The organism is Brevundimonas sp. NPDC055311 (genome assembly GCF_053645695.1).
In genome coordinates, this window is sequence record NZ_JBSHMV010000002.1 from 651,039 (window position 1) to 669,094 (window position 18,056).

Annotated in this window: 15 protein-coding genes; 5 read left to right on the top strand and 10 right to left on the bottom strand. The window is 68.8% G+C overall.

What is annotated here, in order from left to right:
- Positions 1-22: 22 nt before the first annotated feature.
- Entirely contained in the window at positions 23-937 is a 915-nt protein-coding gene (locus ACWIDZ_RS08930; RefSeq protein WP_453987859.1) for a hydroxymethylglutaryl-CoA lyase, read from the bottom strand.
- Entirely contained in the window at positions 937-2,610 is a 1,674-nt protein-coding gene (locus ACWIDZ_RS08935) for an ArnT family glycosyltransferase (protein WP_453987858.1), read from the bottom strand. The genes ACWIDZ_RS08930 and ACWIDZ_RS08935 overlap by 1 nt, the downstream gene beginning before the upstream one ends.
- A 104-nt stretch (positions 2,611-2,714) precedes the next feature.
- Here ACWIDZ_RS08935 and ACWIDZ_RS08940 point away from each other — a divergent pair, with 104 nt between their 5' ends.
- Positions 2,715-3,452, top strand: coding sequence for a glycosyltransferase family 2 protein (locus tag ACWIDZ_RS08940; RefSeq protein WP_453987857.1), 738 nt, complete (start codon positions 2,715-2,717; stop codon positions 3,450-3,452).
- A gap of 270 nt (positions 3,453-3,722) precedes the next feature.
- On the opposite strand, the gene ACWIDZ_RS08945 is transcribed toward ACWIDZ_RS08940, so the two are convergent.
- The 3 genes from ACWIDZ_RS08945 to trhA all read right to left on the bottom strand — a co-directional run bounded on the left by ACWIDZ_RS08945 (position 3,723) and on the right by trhA (position 5,495).
- Positions 3,723-4,088: a hypothetical protein gene (locus tag ACWIDZ_RS08945; RefSeq protein WP_346486104.1), complete on the bottom strand. Its 366-nt coding sequence runs from the start codon at positions 4,086-4,088 to the stop codon at positions 3,723-3,725.
- Positions 4,089-4,096: 8 nt separating this feature from the next.
- Positions 4,097-4,681, bottom strand: coding sequence for a polyhydroxyalkanoate synthesis repressor PhaR (phaR, locus tag ACWIDZ_RS08950; protein WP_291783382.1), 585 nt, complete (start codon positions 4,679-4,681; stop codon positions 4,097-4,099).
- Positions 4,682-4,799: 118 nt separating this feature from the next.
- Positions 4,800-5,495 (bottom strand): PAQR family membrane homeostasis protein TrhA, encoded by a 696-nt coding sequence (gene trhA, locus ACWIDZ_RS08955; protein ID WP_453987856.1) that lies wholly within the window; start codon positions 5,493-5,495, stop codon positions 4,800-4,802.
- 183 nt (positions 5,496-5,678) lie between these two features.
- Here trhA and ACWIDZ_RS08960 point away from each other — a divergent pair, with 183 nt between their 5' ends.
- The gene (locus tag ACWIDZ_RS08960) at positions 5,679-6,854 is read left to right on the top strand and encodes an acetyl-CoA C-acetyltransferase (RefSeq protein ID WP_453987854.1); all 1,176 of its coding nucleotides are present in this window, start codon (positions 5,679-5,681) and stop codon (positions 6,852-6,854) included.
- 220 nt (positions 6,855-7,074) lie between these two features.
- Here ACWIDZ_RS08960 and ACWIDZ_RS08965 read toward each other — a convergent pair whose 3' ends face one another.
- The 4 genes from ACWIDZ_RS08965 to argB all read right to left on the bottom strand — a co-directional run bounded on the left by ACWIDZ_RS08965 (position 7,075) and on the right by argB (position 11,957).
- Entirely contained in the window at positions 7,075-9,090 is a 2,016-nt protein-coding gene (locus ACWIDZ_RS08965) for a S8 family peptidase (protein ID WP_453987853.1), read from the bottom strand.
- A 346-nt stretch (positions 9,091-9,436) separates the two neighbouring features.
- Entirely contained in the window at positions 9,437-10,306 is an 870-nt protein-coding gene (dapD, locus tag ACWIDZ_RS08970) for a 2,3,4,5-tetrahydropyridine-2,6-dicarboxylate N-succinyltransferase (RefSeq protein ID WP_312220293.1), read from the bottom strand.
- Positions 10,303-11,031, bottom strand: coding sequence for a pyrimidine 5'-nucleotidase (locus ACWIDZ_RS08975; protein WP_453987852.1), 729 nt, complete (start codon positions 11,029-11,031; stop codon positions 10,303-10,305). Before ACWIDZ_RS08975 ends, dapD begins: the two co-directional genes overlap by 4 nt.
- Complete coding sequence (gene argB / locus ACWIDZ_RS08980; protein ID WP_453987851.1) at positions 11,028-11,957, bottom strand: acetylglutamate kinase; 930 nt, start codon at positions 11,955-11,957, stop codon at positions 11,028-11,030. The genes ACWIDZ_RS08975 and argB overlap by 4 nt, the downstream gene beginning before the upstream one ends.
- Positions 11,958-12,073: 116 nt before the next feature.
- Here argB and ACWIDZ_RS08985 point away from each other — a divergent pair, with 116 nt between their 5' ends.
- The 3 genes from ACWIDZ_RS08985 to ACWIDZ_RS08995 all read left to right on the top strand — a co-directional run bounded on the left by ACWIDZ_RS08985 (position 12,074) and on the right by ACWIDZ_RS08995 (position 16,940).
- The gene (locus ACWIDZ_RS08985) at positions 12,074-14,107 is read left to right on the top strand and encodes a mannose-1-phosphate guanylyltransferase (protein ID WP_453987850.1); all 2,034 of its coding nucleotides are present in this window, start codon (positions 12,074-12,076) and stop codon (positions 14,105-14,107) included.
- Positions 14,108-14,274: 167 nt separating this feature from the next.
- Positions 14,275-15,438 carry an outer membrane beta-barrel protein gene (locus ACWIDZ_RS08990; protein ID WP_453988278.1) on the top strand — a complete coding sequence of 388 codons (1,164 nt, stop codon included), beginning with the start codon at positions 14,275-14,277 and terminating at the stop codon, positions 15,436-15,438.
- A gap of 185 nt (positions 15,439-15,623) precedes the next feature.
- Positions 15,624-16,940: a UDP-glucose dehydrogenase family protein gene (locus tag ACWIDZ_RS08995; RefSeq protein WP_291777114.1), complete on the top strand. Its 1,317-nt coding sequence runs from the start codon at positions 15,624-15,626 to the stop codon at positions 16,938-16,940.
- A gap of 276 nt (positions 16,941-17,216) precedes the next feature.
- Here ACWIDZ_RS08995 and ACWIDZ_RS09000 read toward each other — a convergent pair whose 3' ends face one another.
- Complete coding sequence (locus tag ACWIDZ_RS09000) at positions 17,217-17,891, bottom strand: OmpA family protein (protein WP_291777117.1); 675 nt, start codon at positions 17,889-17,891, stop codon at positions 17,217-17,219.
- Between the last annotated feature and the right edge of the window lie 165 nt (positions 17,892-18,056).

Genomic DNA, 18,056 nt, shown 5'->3' on the forward strand with positions numbered 1-18,056 from the left:
TTGAGCGAGCGTCGTCGGCGGTTTAGCGCGGCCAACCGCCCGCGCGGCTGAGGGCGCTGGGGTTGGGCTTGCCGATCTGGCCGCCGATCCAGCGCGCCGCAGCGATCAGGGCGTCCAGGTCGTAGCCGGTCGAATAGCCCGCGCGCTCCAGCATGTAGACCAGATCCTCGGTGGCGATGTTGCCGGTGGCGCCGGGCGCGAAGGGGCAGCCGCCGATGCCGCCGACCGAGGCGTCCAGCACGTCGACGCCCGCCTCAACGCCCGCATAGGCGTTGGCCAGGCCGGTGTTGCGGGTGTCGTGGAAATGCAGGCGCAACGTCGCGTCCGGCGCGGCCCTGCGGGCGGCCTCGACCTTCTTCGTCACGCTCCACGGGTCGCCGACGCCGATGGTGTCGGCCAGGGCGATCTCCTCGACGCCCAGGGCGGCGATGCGGGCGACTAGGTCGCTGACCTGCGCTGTCGAGACCTCGCCGTCGAACGGACAGCCCCAGACGCAGGACAGGGTGGCCGACAGCTTGGGCGTCGCGCTCGGCGCGCCGTCTGCATTGGCGCGGCCTGCCACGATCTCGGCCAGCATCTGCACCTGCTGTTCGACGCTGAGGCCCTGGTTCTTCAGGCCGAAGCCGTCGGTGGCGGACATGGCGATGTTGACCTCGTCCACCGCCGTGCCCAGCGCGCGGTCATAGCCCTTGCCGTTCAGGACGAGGCCGATGCGGCTGCGGCCCTCAGTGCGGGGCAGGGCGGCCATGACCTCTTCGGCGCCGGCCATCTGGGGCACGTATTTGGGGTGGACGAAGCTGACGGCCTCGATGCGCCTGGCCCCGGCCGCCTCAAGACGTTGGACGAAGTCGGCGCGGACGGCGGGCTCCAGCACCGTCTTTTCGTTCTGCAGGCCGTCGCGCGGGCCGACCTCGACGATCTGGATGAAACGTCCCATCAGCGCCCGCTCCTCTCGCCCGCTCCGGCAGGGGCGTAGATGGTCAGGCGCACATCGTCGCCCGAGGAATAGTTGTGGCCGCTGACCACGCCGACGGCGCGGCCGGCGGCGCCCAGGTCGGCCAGGGCGCGGCGGAAGGCTTCGTCGTCGCGGGCCTCGACGATGGCCGGGCGGCCCTCGGCCAGGGCGCGGGCGGCGCCGGCGCCGTCGGTCAGTTGGGTCTCCTTGCTGGTCAGGAAGACGAAGCTGGGCTCATGGAAGGTGGTGATGGCCACCGGCCCCGGATAACGGCCCTGGGCGGGGTTCAGCTCGGCCGAATCCAGCGTCTGCACCAGGCGCGGCGCGATCGACAGGGGGCGCAACTGGCGGATGGTCCCGGCCAGGCCCGCATGGGCCAGTATGCCGAAGACGATGGCGATGAGGATCCCGGTGATCGCTGCGCGGTTGACCAGCAGGAAGCCCCCCACGGCGGCGGCCATGACGGCGAAGACGATGGTGATGGTCGCCCAGGTCTGGGCGGTCGAGCGGCCGAACTCGGTCAGGCCATAGACGGTGATCAGGCAGATGACCATGGCCGCGAACAGGCCCAGCAGCGCGCCCGTCACGCGCGAGATCTTGCCGATCGGCTGGGTCAGGGCGGCGGCGGCCAGCAGGGCGATCGCGCCGAAGGTCGGCAGGGTGTAGTGCCACAGCTTGGTCGGCGCCAGTTCGAACATCAGCCAGGCCGGGACCAGCCAGCAGACGGCGAAGCGGATCGCGGGCTCGGCCCGGCGATGCCAGCCCGTCGACAGGGCGGCCGGCAGCATCAGGGTGACGGGAAACAGCAGCAGCGGCGACAGCAGCACATACATGCCGGGGAAGCCGCCGTGACTTTCATGGGCGCCTGCGATCTTGGGCGCCAGATCGCCGCCGATGGCCTCGCGCCAGAAGCCGCCGTCGGTGGCGATGGTGATGGCGATGGCCCACGGCCCGACCAGCAGCGCCACGAGCGGCAGGCCCCAGCCCCAGCCCAACTGCCCCAGCCACCGGATGTTCCGGTCCCAAAGCGATAGGGCGATGATGCTCAGCGCCACGACCAGCAGGCCGATCGGTCCCTTGATCAGTATGGACAGGCCGATGCCCGCCCAGAACAGCAGCTTGTGCAGCCGGTTCGCCTTCTCGCCCGCCCGCGTGGCCATATAGATGCGCGCCAGCGCCGCCATCGACAGGGTGGTCAGACCCGCCAGCATGGCGTCGGTCTTGGCGATGCCCGCCTCGGTCGACAGCAGGAAGGTCGCGCCCAGCATGACGCCGGCCAGGAAGCCCGCCCTCTGGCCGAACAGGGCGGCGCCCGCCCAGGCCACGGCCCAGGCCGCCAGCATGGCGCCCAGCAGCGACGGCAGGCGATAGGGCTGGATATTGCGGTCCTCGACGTCCGAGGTCGCGGCCACGGCCGCCGCCTGCATCCAGTAGATGCCGATGGGCTTCTTCCAGCGCGGATCGTCCTGGAAGCGGATATCGACATAGTCGCCGCCCTCCAGCATCTGAGCGGTGGCCTGGGCGAAACGGCTCTCGTCCCGATCCAGCGGGGGCAGCAGAAGCAGGCCGGGCAGGCCGGCGATCAGGGCCAGCAGGGCCGCAAGGACAGGGCCGCGCCAGCCGGCGATGTAGCGATCCAGGTTCGGGCGGTTCATGCTGCTGTCGTATCACGCCGGGTGCGGCCCCCGGAAGCTTCACCTTCCTCATCGCTTGTGGACGCGCCGTTTCGCCCAGGCGCGGCCTGCGCTAAAGAGCGTCGATGATCGACCGCTCCGCTTCCTCGCCCGACATTTCCGTCGTCGTGCCCGTGCATGACGAATCCGGCGCCGCCGTGCCCCTGGCGCGCGAGATCGCCGAGGCTTTCGCCGGCCGGTCCTATGAGATGATCTTCGTCAACGACGCCAGCCGGGATTCGACCCTGGCCGAGCTGCAGGCGGCGATGGCGGAACTGCCCGCCCTGCGGGTGCTGTCGCACGGAACCAATGCGGGACAGAGCCGGGCGGTGCGCACCGGCGTCCTGGCCGCGCGGGCGCCGATCGTGGTGACCTTGGACGGCGACGGCCAGAACCCGCCCGCCGACGCGCCGCGTCTGGTCGACGCCCTGCTGGCCTCTCCGCCCAGCGTCGCCCTGGTCGGCGGGGTGCGCGCCAAGCGCCAGGACAGCAACGCCAAGCGTCAGGCGTCGTTATGGGCCAACCGCATCCGCAAGAAGCTGCTGGGCGACGACGCCGACGACACCGGCTGCGGCCTGAAGGCGTTCCGCCGCGACGTCTTCCTGCGCCTGCCCTACTTCGATCACATCCACCGCTACCTGCCCGCCCTGATGATCCGCGAGGGGTATGAGAACCGCTACCTCGACGTCGATCACCGCCACCGCGAGACGGGCCGGTCGAAATACACCAACTGGGGACGACTGCGGGCGTCCTTCTCGGACCTGCTGGGCGTGATGTGGCTGAAGTCCCGCTCGCGGCGTCCGGGCGCGGTGACGGAGTTCTGAGGTTTAAAATTCCGCTCATCCCGGCGGACGCCGGGAACCAGTGCTTTGGCTACACCCGCGGACATCTGCCGCTGAGTTTGGGGCTCCTACTGGATCCCGGCGTCCGCCGGGATGAGCGGGGTATGGCCGGTACGCCCTAACTGAACGCCAGAAAGATCACGGCCACCACGGTCACGTCGAACAGGCGGGAGGCAAGGCTGAAAGCGGCGGGCATGGCGCGATCCGAAGACGGTTGAGCCTGCGTCCTCGCAAATCAGGCGCCAGTCGCCCTCAGATCTCGGTTTTGCGCGACCGTCCGGGCGAGGGGCGCCGATCGTGCCGCCCCGAATATTCCCGGCCGAGATAGGTGGTGCGCGCCGCATCCAGCACCGGCGCCCCGCCCTTCAGCCCGCGCTTCTGCCCCGACTGGCCCAGCACCTGGGCGGCGAAGGCCGCGGGCGGCGGAGGCGGGGTGACGGCAGGCTTTGCCGGGGAGGCGGCAGGATCGGCCGCCTCGTCCGACGTCTCGGCCTCGGTCGGGACCAGGGCGCGGGCGCGCCGCCGCTCGCGACGGCGACGGTCGCCCTCGCGGCGGTCGTCCACGACGGGATCGTTCAGCGGTCCCGCCGCGCCGATGGGACGGATCTCGTCCGTCACGGGCGGCCTCAGCCCTTGGACTGGGCGAGGCGGTCGATCTGGGCCCGCATCTCGTCCATCTGGCGGCGCATCTCGTCCAGGGCCGCCCCGTCCTTCGCCGGTTCGGCCTTGGCCTCGGCGGCCGCAGGCGTCTCGGCCGCTTCGCCTTCGGGGCGACCGTAGGCGAAGCCGGGGAACATCCGCATGGCGCGCTCGAACATGGCCATGTTCTGGCGCACGGCCTCTTCCATCAGATTGCCGCCGGGCGCCGAGGCGAAGGCGCGCGTGAATTGGCCGCGCAACTGCTCCTGCTGGCGGGTGAAGCTGTCCAGCGACATCTCCAGATACGACGGCAGCACGCCCTGCATGGAGTTGCCGTAGAAGCCGATCAACTGACGCAGGAACTGCACCGGCAGCAGGGCCTCGCCCCGGCTTTCTTCCTCGAAGATGATCTGGGTCAGGATCTGACGCGTCAGATCGTCATTGGTCTTGGCGTCGTAGACGGTGAACTCCACGCCCTCGCGCACCATGCGGGCCAGATCATCCAGCGTCACATAGGCGCTGGTGGCGGTGTTGTAGAGCCGCCGGTTCGCATACTTCTTGATGACGACCATGCCGTCACGGGTTTTTCCGCCCTCGGATTTCTTGTCGGTCACGCTTGTTCTCGCGATGTTGCAACGCCCAAGCATCCCGCATTGCGCGCGCGAAGGCGAGTCCCGTCTTTGATGCGGCTCAGACGTTCACCAGCACCACGCCGATCAGCACGGCGGCCCAGTGCACCCCGGCCCCCGTGACGACGAACCCGTGCCAGATGGCCCGGCGGAACTTCACCTTCTGGCTGATGAAGACGAAGACCCCGGCCGTATAGATCAGCCCGCCCGCGACCAGCAGGCCCAGCGCCAGCGGATGCACCGTCTCGATCATCGGCTTCAGCGCGAACACCGCCACCCAGCCGAACAGGACGTAGATCACGCTCCAGAAGGCGTCCGACAGGCGCGGGGCCAGCATCTTCACCCCCGCGCCGACGATGGCCATGGTCCACACCGCCAGGGTGAAGCCCACGGACCATGCCCCCTCGAAGCGCACGGTCGTAAAGGGCGTGTAGCTGCCCGCGATCATCAGGAAGATGGCCGCCTCGTCCAACCGCCGCAGCACTGGCCGCGCCGCACACGGATGGGTCAGGTTGTAGATGGTCGAGGCCGTCAGCATGGCCACCAGACACAGGGCGTAGATGGCCGTCGAGACCGCCGCGCCAACCCCCGCATAGACGCCGGCCAGCACCGCCAGCACCACGCCTCCCGCCGCCGCCAGGGCCAGACCCACGGCGTGCACCCACAGATCGGCCAGCCGCTCGGCCCGCGTCTGGTAGTGTTCGATCATGTCCAGATCGTCGGGGGTGCAGATGCGGCAGGCGAGGGCTTTCAGCATGATGGGGCTTTCGGCAAGATCACGTCTCCTTCGCTTTCTGAAAGCGCGGCTGCGGGCATCGTTCCCGGCGGATGCTGCGGCGCGGCGATGACGTTTTGCTGATTGCTGCATCGCAACAGGTGACGAGCGCCTGCGAATGCGGCACAACCTCGCGCAAAGAATTTCTCCAGGGAGTGAATAAAAATGACCGACGTCGTCATCGTCTCCGCCGCCCGCACGCCGGTCGGCTCCTTCCTCGGCGGCCTGTCGACCCTGCCGGCCTCCAAGCTGGGCGAGGTCGCCATCAAGGCGGCGCTGGAACGCGCGGGCGTGGCCGCCGCTGATGTGGACGAGGTGATCCTGGGCCAGGTGCTGCAGGCGGGCGCGGGCCAGGGCCCGGCGCGTCAGGCCGCCATCGGCGCCGGTCTGGCCAATGAGACCCCGGCCTGGAGCCTGAACCAGCTGTGCGGCTCGGGCCTGCGCGCTGTGGCTCTGGCCTATCAGCAGATCATGCAGGGCGACGCCAAGATCGTCGTCGCCGGCGGTCAGGAAAGCATGAGCCAGTCGCCGCACACGGCCCAGCTGCGCAACGGCCAGAAGATGGGCGAGCTGGCCTTCAAGGACAGCATGCTGCAGGACGGCCTGATCGACGCCTTCCACGGCTATCACATGGGCCAGACGGCCGAGAACATAGCCGCCAAATGGTCGATCGACCGCGCGTCTCAGGACGCCTTCGCCGTCGCCTCGCAGAACAAGGCCGAAGCGGCCCAGAAGGCGGGCAAGTTCGCCGACGAAATCGTTCCCGTCACCATCTCGACCCGCAAGGGCGACGTGGTCGTGGATCAGGACGAATACATCCGCCACGGCGCGACCCTCGAGGCGATGGAGAAGCTGAAGCCCGCCTTCGTCAAGGACGGCACGGTGACGGCGGCCAACGCCTCGGGCATCAACGACGGCGCCGCCGCCCTGGTGCTGATGTCGGCCGATGAAGCCAAGGCGCGCGGGCTTGAGCCGTTGGCCCGCATCGCCTCCTGGGCCACCGCGGGCGTCGATCCGGCTATCATGGGCACCGGCCCGATCCCGGCCTCGAAGAAGGCGCTGGAGAAGGCGGGCTGGACCGTCGCCGATCTGGACCTGATCGAGTCCAACGAGGCCTTCGCCGCCCAGTCGCTGTGCGTGGTCAAGGAGCTGGGCCTCGACCCGGCCAAGGTCAACGTCAACGGCGGCGCCATCGCCATCGGCCACCCGGTCGGCGCCTCGGGCGCGCGCATCCTGACCACCCTGCTGCACGAGATGAAGCGCTCGGGCGCCAAGAAGGGTCTGGCCACCCTGTGCATCGGTGGCGGCATGGGCGTGGCGATGTGCGTCGAGCGCGCATAAGCACAACGCCACAGGCTGAAACAGGAAAGGCCGGCGAGCGATCGCCGGCCTTCTTGCTTGCACCCTATAACCCCCCGCTCATCCCGGCGGACGCCGGAATCCAGTGCTTTGGCCTCAAGCGCTTCGTTTTGAGCTTGGCGACTCTAAGAACCGCGCGTCGTTCTCACTGGACTCCGGCGTCCGCCGGGATGGGCGCGTAAGTGAAGGCAGAGGCCTTGCTTCAAAACCCCCGTCGCCAGCTGCCCAGCAGGGCGTAGCCGGTCGGGGCGCCCGCGCGGTGCTGCTCCTCGCGGCTGGCGACGGCCTCAAGCTGCAGCCAGGAGCCGCCGGGCAGGGCGTGCAGGCTGCGGACGCTGAAGTCGATCTGCCGCCCTGACGGCGCGGCCGAGAAGCGCCGCTCCGAGAAGGTCACCGGATCGAAGTAGTCCAGCGGCGCGTCGGCCAGATAGGCGCTGAACGTCCCATCCTCGATCCGCAGCGGCTGGGAAATCTCCCACGTCAGGCTGCGGCAGCCCAAGGCCTTGGCGAAGGACCACGTCGGACAGGCCGATTGCAACGACGCCCGCCAGGTCGAGCTGAGCGCCGGGGCCGACAGATGCAGGAACCGCCCCTCCAGTTCGGTGCGGCCGAAACCCGCCTCGCCCGACAGGGTGAATCCGCGCCCCAGGTCCACATCCGCACCGACCGCGGCAAAGCGGGTGCGCGACGGCAGGGCGAAGTCCGACTGCGTCGGCAGATAGGCCCCCAGCGGCCCCATCCGCTCGTCCAGCGCGCCCAGACTGAACGAAAGGCCCCCGTTGGCGGCACGCCAGTCCAGCCCGGCGCGGGCGTAGGTCGAGGCGTCTCGCTCGACCGGACGCAGCGGCACGCGTCGGTCGCCGGACCCGCTCTCGGCGCTGAAGGTTAGGGCGCCGAAGTTCAGTGCCCCGCGCAGGGCGTGATCCGCCTGACTCAGGGCCACGAAGCCGTCGCCGGAGCCGCTGCGGAACGGCGAGCGCGCCCCGCCCTGGCCCTGCCACGCCGCGAACGACAGCCGCCCGGCCTGAACGTCGAACAGGGCCTCGCCGCGCGTCTCGTCGCCCAGCCACGGCGCGTCATAAGGGCTGTAGCGCGCCGCCACGGGCTCGGGGGTGGCCACGGGCGTGGCGGCGGCCAACGACAGCCGCGTTCCGCCCGGCGTGTCGAGCGTCACCTGCGACTGCTGCATGGGGGTTGGGTTGCTGGGCTGGTAGCTGCGGCGCGGCGCGGGGCCGTAGGCGGCGCCGAGGTCCACCCGAAACAGCCGTTCATACTCGTCATAGGCGATGGTGCCGAGCGCCCCTGTGCGTCTCAGAGCGTCGCCGAACGGGCCGCCGACATGGACGCCCGGTTCGACCGCGATATTCACGGACTGGCCCGCCGCCATGGGCGAGGCGGTCGCGCCCACCGGCTGGAAGGCGCGGGCGATGTCCAGGGCGCCGCGTCCGAAGATGATGTCCGTCCCCGCATCGCCCAGGTCCGCTCCGGTGCGCAGCAGGATGTCCACCGCTTCACGACCGGTCAGATTGGGGAAGGCCTCCAGCAGCAGGGCCAGGGCGCCCGCCACGGCGGGGGAGGCGAAGGAGGTGCCTCCGCCCTTCCAGCACTGGTCGCCTTCGCAATTGAAGACGACCTCGACGCCCGGCGCGGTCAGATAGGCGCCCTGGGACACGCCGGCCCTGTTGGAGAAGTCTCCAAGCTGGCGCGCGCGATCATGGGCGCCGACGACGATGATCGAGCCGGCGAAGCGCGGATCGCTGGCGTAGCGGCCGGGCCATTCAGGATTGACGCCGGCTTCATTGCCGGCGGCGACGGCGAAGACGACTCCTGCGTTGACCGCCCGCTGCAGGGCCGCCTCGAACTGCGAGCCCAGCGGCCCTTCGCCGCCTAGGGACAGGTTGATGATCCGGGCGCCGTTCTGCACGGCGTAGTCCAGGGAGCGCGTCAGGTCGGACGAACGGAAGCAGATCTTGTCGTCCGGATCGGTGCAGTCGCTGACGTCGGCGCGGATCGACATGATGGTGGCGTTGAAGGCCACGCCGACCGTGCCGTAGTTGTTGAACGGCGCGGCGATGATGCTGGCGACGCTGGTTCCGTGGTCGTCCGTGCCCTCGGGTCGGTTGCGGCCGGGCACGACGTCGGTGGACAGGGGCGAGATGTTCACGCCCAGGTCCTGGTGGTTCAGCTTGATGCCGCTGTCGACTACGGCGACGGTCATGCCGCGCCCGGTCGCGCCCTGTCGCCAGGCGCTGATGGCCCCAGTGTCTCCGACGCCCCAGTTGCGCAGATACTCCGATGACGTCGCGCTGGGGATCGCCGGAGGTGGGGGAGGCGGCGGCGGAGGTGGCGGTGGAGGTGGCGGCGGCGTGACGACGCCTCCGCCCATTCCTCCGCCTCCGCCGCCCCCGCAAGCCGCCAATGGCAGGGCTATAAGGCCCAGGACGCTGATCGAGATCGCGTATCGTCGCAGTCGTTGAACGGACATGGTTTCCTCTCCCGAAACCTATCCAGCTATTAGGCGGGTTTCGAAGAGATTGACGAGTCCGCTCGGTCGAGCGCTCAGGTCAGTCGCGCAGCAGCTCGTTCACGCCGGTCTTGGCGCGGGTCTGGGCGTCGACGCGCTTGACGATGACGGCGCAATACAGGCTCGGACCGCCGTTCGGGTCGGGCAGGGCGCCCGGCACCACGACCGAATAGGCCGGAACCTCGCCGCGGAAGATCTCGCCCGTCGCCCGGTCGACGATCTTGGTCGAGGCCGACAGATAGACGCCCATGGCCAGGACCGCGCCCTCGCGCACGATGACGCCCTCGGCCACCTCGGCGCGGGCGCCGATGAAGCAGCCGTCCTCGATGATGGTCGGGTTGGCCTGCAGCGGCTCCAGCACGCCGCCGATGCCTGCGCCGCCCGACAGGTGGACGTTCTTGCCGATCTGGGCGCACGAACCGACCGTGGCCCAGGCGTCGACCATCGAGCCTTCATCGACATAGGCGCCGATGTTCACGAACGACGGCATCAGCACCACGTTCTTGCCGACATAGGCGCCGCGACGGACGACGGCGCCCGGCACCGAGCGGAAGCCGGCGGCCTGATAGTCGGCGGCGCTCCAGTCGCCGAACTTGTTGGGCACCTTGTCCCAGAAGGGACCGATTCCCGCCGGGTGATCGGCCGACAGCGGCAGGGTCGGGGCGTGGCCGGCGCGCATGATGACGTTGTCGTTCAGGCGGAAGGACAGCAGCACCGCCTTCTTCAGCCACTGGTGCGTGCTCCACACGCCGTCCTCGCCGCGCGAGGCGACGCGCGCCTGGCCGGAGTCCAGCAGGGCCAGAGCGGTGTCGACGGCGTCGCGCACCTCGCCGCGCGTGGCGGGCGAGACCTCGGCGCGGGCTTCCCAGGCGGCCTCGATGACGGATTCCAGGTGGGTCAGGTCGGTCATTGCGGATCTCCGTCCAGCATGGCGGTGGTCAGGAAGGGGCCGAGGGAGGCGGCCCGGTGTTGGATGTGGTCGCCCTCGGCGGTGAAGGCCTTGGTTCCGACCAGGACGGTGGTCATGCCCAGGTCGCGCGCCGGCTCCAGGTTCTTGGGCGTGTCCTCGAAGAAGCAGGCGGTCGCCGGATCGACGCCGAAGCGCGTCAGCATCTTGTGGAAGGTGCGCGGGTCCGGCTTGGGGATCAGGTCGGCGTCCTCAAGCGCGAACACCCCGTCGAAGAAGGGCGTCAGCTCCAGCTTCTCCATCACCCTTCTGGCGTGACCGGCCGAGCCGTTGGTGAAGATCAGACGCGGGCCGTTCAACCGCGCCAGCGCCGCGTGCAGGCCGGGATCGGGCGCCAGCACGTCCAGCGGCACGTCGTGGACCTCGGCCAGGAAGTGATGCGGGTCGATCTCATAGTGCATCATCAGACCGGCCAGGGAGGTGCCGTAGTCATGCAGATAACCGCGCTGCACCGACAGGGCCTCGGCCGATTCCAGACCGGATGTCCGCACGACGTACTGATTGATGCGCTGCTCCACCTGACGCAGGAACTGCGTCTCGGGCGGGTACAGGGTGTTGTCCAGGTCGAAGACCCAGGACCGGACATGACGCAGGTCTGCGGCGATCTCCGTCGAGGCGGAGTCCGGCCGGGCGGTTTCGGGCGCCGTCTTCGACGCCGAACCCGTCACTTCCTTTTGACCAGGGTGCCGGCGCCGTGCTCGGTGAACAGTTCGACCAGCATGGCGTGCGGTCGGCGCCCGTCCAGGATGACCACGGCCTCGACGCCCGCGCGGACGGCGGCCATGGCCGTCTCCAGCTTGGGGATCATGCCGCCGGTGGCGACGCCCGTGTTGATCAGGCCTTGCGCCTCGTCCAGCGTCATCTGGCGGATGATCTCGCCGTCGGCGCCCTTGACCCCCGGCACGTCGGTCAGCAGCAGCATCCGCTTGGCGTGCAGGGCGCCCGCGACGGCCCCGGCCACGGTGTCGGCGTTGACGTTATAGGTCTGGCCGTCTTCGGCCACGCCGATGGGAGCGATGACCGGCACCCAGTCCTCGGTCTCCGAGGCGATCAGCCCCTTGATCAGCTTGGGATCGACCTTGGTCGGTTCGCCGACGAAGCCCAGATCGACTTCATGCTCGATCATGCTGTCGGGGTCGCGCTTGGTGCGGCGCGTCTTCTCGACGGTCAGCAGGCCGGCGTCCTTGCCCGACAGGCCGACGCCGCGCACGTCGGCTTCCTTGCCGGCGACGGTGATCCAGTGGGCGATCTCTTTGTTCACGGCGCCGGACAGGACCATCTCGGCCACCGTCATGGTGTCCCTGTCCGTCACGCGCAGGCCGTCGACGAAGGCCGACTTCACCCCCGCCTTGTCCAGCATGGCGCTGATCTGAGGGCCGCCGCCGTGAACGACCACGGGGTTCACCCCCATCAGCTTCAGCAGCACGACGTCCGCGGCGAACTGCTTCGCCACCGCGCTCTCGCCCATGGCGTGGCCGCCGTATTTGATGACCACGGTCTCGCGGTCATAAACCTGGATGTAGGGCAGGGCCTCGGCGAGCGTCTTCGCCGTCTCCCAGCCGCGTTCCTCGGATTGCCGATCAGTCTCTATCATCGTGCGGGCTCGATAGCGGCCAAGGGCGCGGGAGTCACGCCCGAAGGGCGGACGATCGTTCGAACCATTTGCATCCCGCGTATGGTTTTCGACGCCAACTGGGATATCCAGCACGGATGCGCCTTTTTCCAGTGATCATGTGCGGTGGTTCCGGGACGCGCCTCTGGCCCGCGTCGCGCCCGTCGCGCCCGAAGCAGTTCATCCCACTGGCGGGCAATCGATCGCCCTTCCAGGAGGCCGTCGCGCGGGTGGCGCCCCTGGCGGCCGACGGCGGTCGGATCGTGGTCATCGGCGGCGCGCTCCATCGTCGCGCCATTCTCGAGCAGCTTCTGGAAATCGGCGTCGATGCGGCCGTGCTGCTGGAGCCTGAAAGCCGGGACTCGGCGGCGGCGATGGCGGCCGCGGCGCACTGGACCCTGGCGCAGGAGCCGACGGCGGTGAACGTCTTCCTGGCCTCGGACCATCACGTGCCGGATCACGCGGCCTTTCGCGAGGCCGTGCTCAAGGCGGCCAAGGCCGCCGAGACCGGGCGGATCGTCACCCTGGGCGTGCGCCCGACCGAACCGTCCGAAGCCTACGGCTACATCAAGCCCCTGACGGGCGGCCTGTCTCCCGTCGAGGCCTTCATCGAAAAGCCCAGCCGCGACCTGGCCGATCGCTATATCGGCGAGGGGTTCCTCTGGAACAGCGGCAATTTCATCGCACGCGCCGACGTGCTTGCGGCGGAGCTGAAACGGTTCGCTCCGGGGGTCGAAGCGGCGGCCCGGACGGCGCTGCAGCCGGTGCTCGAGGGCGGGGACATCCTGCTGGGCGCGGCCTTCCGGGAGGCGCCGAGAATCTCCATCGACTATGCGGTCATGGAACGGACGGATCTGGCCTCGGTGCTGGCGGTCGATTTCAAGTGGTCCGACCTGGGGGCATGGGACGCGATCGCGGCCAGCGGCGAGGGGGAGATCGGCGGCCATATCTTCGAGGACGCCGAAGGCTGTATGGCGCGCGCGCCTGACGGCATGATCGTGGCGGCGCTGGGGGTCAGAAACCTGGCCATCGTCGCGGAGCGGGACGCGGTGCTCGTCTGCGATCTGAGTCGGACCCAGGAGGTGAAGAAGATCGTGGAGCGCGTCCGGCTCTCCTCGCCGCAACACATGGATTTTCATCAACCGCCGGAAGAGGACCTGCCTCAGGGCTTTTCGCGCCTGCGCGACTGGCTTCGCCTTCGGGCGCTGCCGCTCTGGGCGACGGTGGGGCGCACCGAGGATGGCGACTTCTGTGAACTGATCAGCCTCGAGGGGCGCCGGGTCCCGGCGCCGATGAACCCGCAGGTGCAGGCATGTCAGGCGGCGGCCTTTGCCTTGGCGGGGCGGCTGGGCTGGGAAGGGCCGTGGCGCGCCCTCGTCACGGGATCGCTGGATCGCCTGGAGAGCGGGGCGGCGGCGCTGTCGGCTTGGGCGGTTGCGGCGAAGGCGGGGCTGGAGCCTTCGATCATGCAGGAGCGGGCGGCGGCTCTGCGGGATGATCTGATCCGAGACGCGACCCTGTCCGACCGCATCAGGGGGCGGCTGGACATGTTGAAGGCCTGTCTCGACTGGTCGGAAGCGACGACCGACCCGGCATGGCCTGAAGCGGTGCGGCTTCTGGCGGCCTCGATCGAGGCCGCGTTCGACGGCGGGAGGGGCTCCGGGGCGTCGTCGCCCGGCATGATGCTGGAAGCGGCGGGCCTTCTCGCCCGTTCGGGCGGCGATACGGCCAGGTCGGCTCTGATTCGAGACCTTTACTCCAGAGGCGTCTCCGAAAAGGACGCCTTGGGTCTCGTTATTCTGGACGGAGCTGTCGAGGGCAGTCCGGGCCGGCCCCCGCGCGCCCGTTTCGAGGCGCAGATCGCGAGGCTGAAGGCCGCCACGGCGCTGGCGGAAGCGGGCGAGCCGCGATCGCGCAAGTTCTTCGCGGATGAAGCAGCGGCGGCTCTGCGGGCCGTCTGGCTTTATCTCACGCCTGAAGGCCTGTGGCGCGACAACCGACTAGAAGGCGGCGAGTTTATCGATGAAGCTGCAAATGCTCTGGCCTTATATAATCTGATAGGCGCCTTTGAGCATTTGGCAGGCTCGGGAATTCTTAATTCCGAAGTCGAGATGAGCGCTATGCTTCGGTGAGCTCTTAACAAAATCTTACCTTGTGTAGCTTCAGGGCCACGGTGGTGTTGCAACAGGACGCAATAGCTTAGTTTCCTGCTCGACCGGATAAGGCAGCGCTGTTATGCAGGCGAAAGGCGATGCTCCGCGTCGTCCATTTGAAACAGATCTCGGAGGGCCGCATCACTATGCGTGTCAAGAGTTTGATCCTGGCGTCGAGCGCGGCGGCCGCCCTGGCCCTGTCCGCCGGCGCTGCATCGGCGGAGCCCGATGGCTGGTACGGCGCGATCGACGCCGGCTACCACATCATCGACGACATCAACACCGAAGCGTCGGCGACCGGCCACAACTGGAACTGGGAAGTCAATGACGGCTGGGCGGCGTTCGCTCGCCTGGGCTACCGTTTCAACCCGAACTGGCGCGTTGAACTCGAAGGCGGCTACCGTTCGGGCGACATCGGTCGCGTGCGCGCCGTCTCGGGCCCGAACGGCCTGTGCAACATGACCCCGGCCACCGGCCCGTGCCACTCGCCGGAAGGCGACATCACGTCGACGACGCTGATGGCCAACGTCCTGTACGACTTCGGTTCGCCGGACTGGACCATCCGTCCGTTCGTCGGTCTGGGCGTGGGCGTGAACCGCGTCGACGTCGACACCGCCGGCCGTCTGCGCCAGAATCCGACCGTCGCCTTCGCCGCCGACGACAGCTCGACCAAGTTCGCCGCTCAGGCGATCGCCGGTCTGGCCTGGGCCGTGTCGGACCGCGCCAACATCGACCTGACGTACCGTTACCTGACGGGCGACATGGAATTCGACACGTCGGCCGTCGGCACGGGCGCTGTTCCGTACGGAACGTTCTCGGGCGACTATGACCAGTCGCACACCGTGACGCTGGGCCTGCGCTATGCGTTCGGCGCCGAGCCGGTGGCCCCGCCGCCGCCCCCGCCGCCGCCCCCGCCGCCCCCGCCGCCTCCTCCGCCGCCCCCGCCGCCGCCTCCGCCGCCTCCGGCCAAGCCGGCTGCGCGTCAGTTCGTGGTCTACTTCGACTTCGACCGTTCGGACCTGACGGCGGAAGCCCGCTCGGTGGTGACGCAAGCCGCCAACTACGCCAAGTCGGGCGCTCCGACGCGCGTGCTGGTGGTCGGCCACACCGACACCTCGGGCAACGCGGCCTACAACATGGGCCTGTCGAACCGCCGTGCGCGCACCGTGGCTGACGCCCTGGTCGCTCAAGGCGTCAACGGCGGCGTGATCTCGCTGGACGGCAAGGGCGAGACCCAGCTGGCCAAGCCGACCGCCGACGGCGTGCGCGAGCCGCTGAACCGTCGCGCCACCGTCGACATCAACTTCTAAGCCCTGAGGGGGCCGGTCGCGATCGGTCCCCGAAGGCTTCCAGGTTGAAAGACATCAAGGACGGTCGATCCATCGGGTCGACCGTCCTTTTTCTTTGGCTTTCTTCGACCTGCGTCGGCGGGACGCTGGCGAAGCGCCTCGACCGGGGCTATTGCGGCAGAGACGGTTGATGAGAGGAGCCACCCATGCGCGTCGCCATGATCGGAACCGGCTATGTCGGCCTGGTGTCGGGCGCCTGTTTCGCCGACTTCGGCCACACGGTGACCTGCGTCGACAAGGACGCCTCCAAGATCGAGCGTCTGCACCAGAACATCATGCCCATCTACGAGCCGGGGCTGGATGATCTGGTCGCCAGCAACGTCCGCGACGGGCGGCTGGCCTTCGCCGTCGACGGAGCCGAGGCGATTCGGACGGCGGACGCCGTCTTCATCGCCGTGGGCACGCCTTCGCGGCGCGGCGACGGTCATGCGGACCTGTCCTATGTCTATGCCGCGGCCGAAGAGATCGCCGACCTGATGGACGGCTTCACCGTCGTGGTGACCAAGTCGACCGTCCCCGTCGGCACCGGCGACGAGATCGAGCGCATCATCCGTCAGCGGCGACCCGATGCGGACTTCGCCGTCGTCTCCAACCCGGAGTTCCTGCGCGAAGGCGCCGCCATCGGCGACTTCAAGCGCCCTGACCGGGTGGTGGTCGGAACAAACGACGAGCGCGCCCGCGCCGTCATGGCCGAGCTCTACCGGCCGCTGAACCTCAATGAGACGCCGATCATGTTCACCGGGCGGCGCACGTCCGAGCTGATCAAATATGCGGCCAACGCCTTCCTGGCCATGAAGATCACCTTCATCAACGAGGTCGCCGACCTGTGCGAGGCGGTCGGCGCCGACGTGCAGCAGGTCGCGCGCGGCATCGGTCTGGACAACCGCATCGGCTCCAAATTCCTCCACGCGGGGCCGGGTTACGGCGGCTCCTGCTTCCCGAAGGACACCCTGGCCCTGGTCCGCACAGCGACCGACGCCGGTTCGCCGCTGAAGCTGATCGAGACCACGGTGGCCATCAACGACGCGCGCAAGAAGGCCATGGCCGACCGCGTCGCCGAGGCCTTGGGCGGCGAGCTGAAGGGCAAGACGGTCGCCCTGCTGGGCCTGACGTTCAAGCCGAACACCGACGACATGCGCGACGCCCCCTCTCTGGACGTGGCCCCGGCCCTGATCGCGCGCGGCGCGCGGGTTCAGGCCTTCGACCCGGAGGGCATGGAGGAGGCGGCCAAACTTCTGGACGGCGTGGTCTTCACGGACGGTCCCTATGACGCCCTGGCGGGCGCGGACGCCGCCGTCATCATGACCGAATGGAACCAGTTCCGCGCCCTGGACCTGGACCGGATCAAGCTGCTGTTGAAACAGCCGGTCATGGTCGACCTGCGCAATGTCTACCGTCCGGAGGACATGCGGGCGCGCGGTTTCCGCTACTTCTCCATCGGCCGCCCCCTCGATGCGGCCTAGCTAGAGAAGCAGGCGGCCGATCGCGATGACCGCGGCGGCGACCACGACGGCGGTCGCCGCCGCGATGCCGATCAGCCTTATCGTCCTGCCCAGCTCGTCGCCGTCCATCGGAATCTCCTGCCGACACAGCAAGCCGACAGTGAACCGGCCAAGGCAAGGGGATAGAGGTCAAGCTAGGCCGTTTCTTTCGCCTCGGCCGCCGGACTGACGGCCAGACATGAAAAAGGGGCGGCGCCGAACGGGCCGCCCCTTCCTGTTTCAGGCCGTTCCGGCCGATCAGCCCGTGAAGGGACGGATCAGGATCTCGACGCGACGGTTCTGGGCCTTGCCCTCGACCGTGTCGTTGGAGGCGATGGGGTTGCGGGCGCTCATGCCGGCCACATAGATGCGTTCGCGCATCACGCCCCGGTCGATCAGATAGGAGGCGACCGAGGAGGCGCGGCGTTCGGACAGCGGCTGGTTGATGGCGTCGCCGCCCGAGGAGTCGGTGTGGCCGACGACATCGACCATGGACCGGTCGTATTCGTTCAGCACGCGGGCCACGTCGTCCAGCACCGGCAGGAAGCGGGCGTCCAGCGACGACTGGTTGGTGGCGAAGGTCACGTCGGAGGGCATGCGCAGCACCAGGTTGTCGCCCTGACGCGCCACGCCGACGCCGGTGCCCGATAGTTCGGCTTCCAGGGCGCGCTGCTGACGGTCCATGTACTGACCGACGCCGGCGCCGGCCAGGGCGCCGATGCCCGCGCCGATCAGGGCGTTCTTGCGGCCCTGTTCGCCGCTCGAGGTGTTGGTCAGATAGCCGAGCAGGGCGCCGCCCACGGCCCCGGCGATGGCGCCGGTTCCCGTGTTGTTGCGGCGCGGGGCGGAGCTGTAGGGATCGGTCGTGGTGCAGGCGGCGGCGCCCAGCAGGGCGGCGATGCTGACGCCGACGACGGCGAGCTTGGCGCTCATGGGGAATTCCTTTCGATGGTCGCGATCTTCGCGAAAAACGCGAAGCATATGGTGAAGGTTCCAACCTGTATGCGGGGTGAACGAAGGTCCGGCGTTGACCCGAAGGCCCCATCTTCCCATCTATCCTTCAGGCCGGATCTTCTGCCGATGTCGGGGAAGATCAGA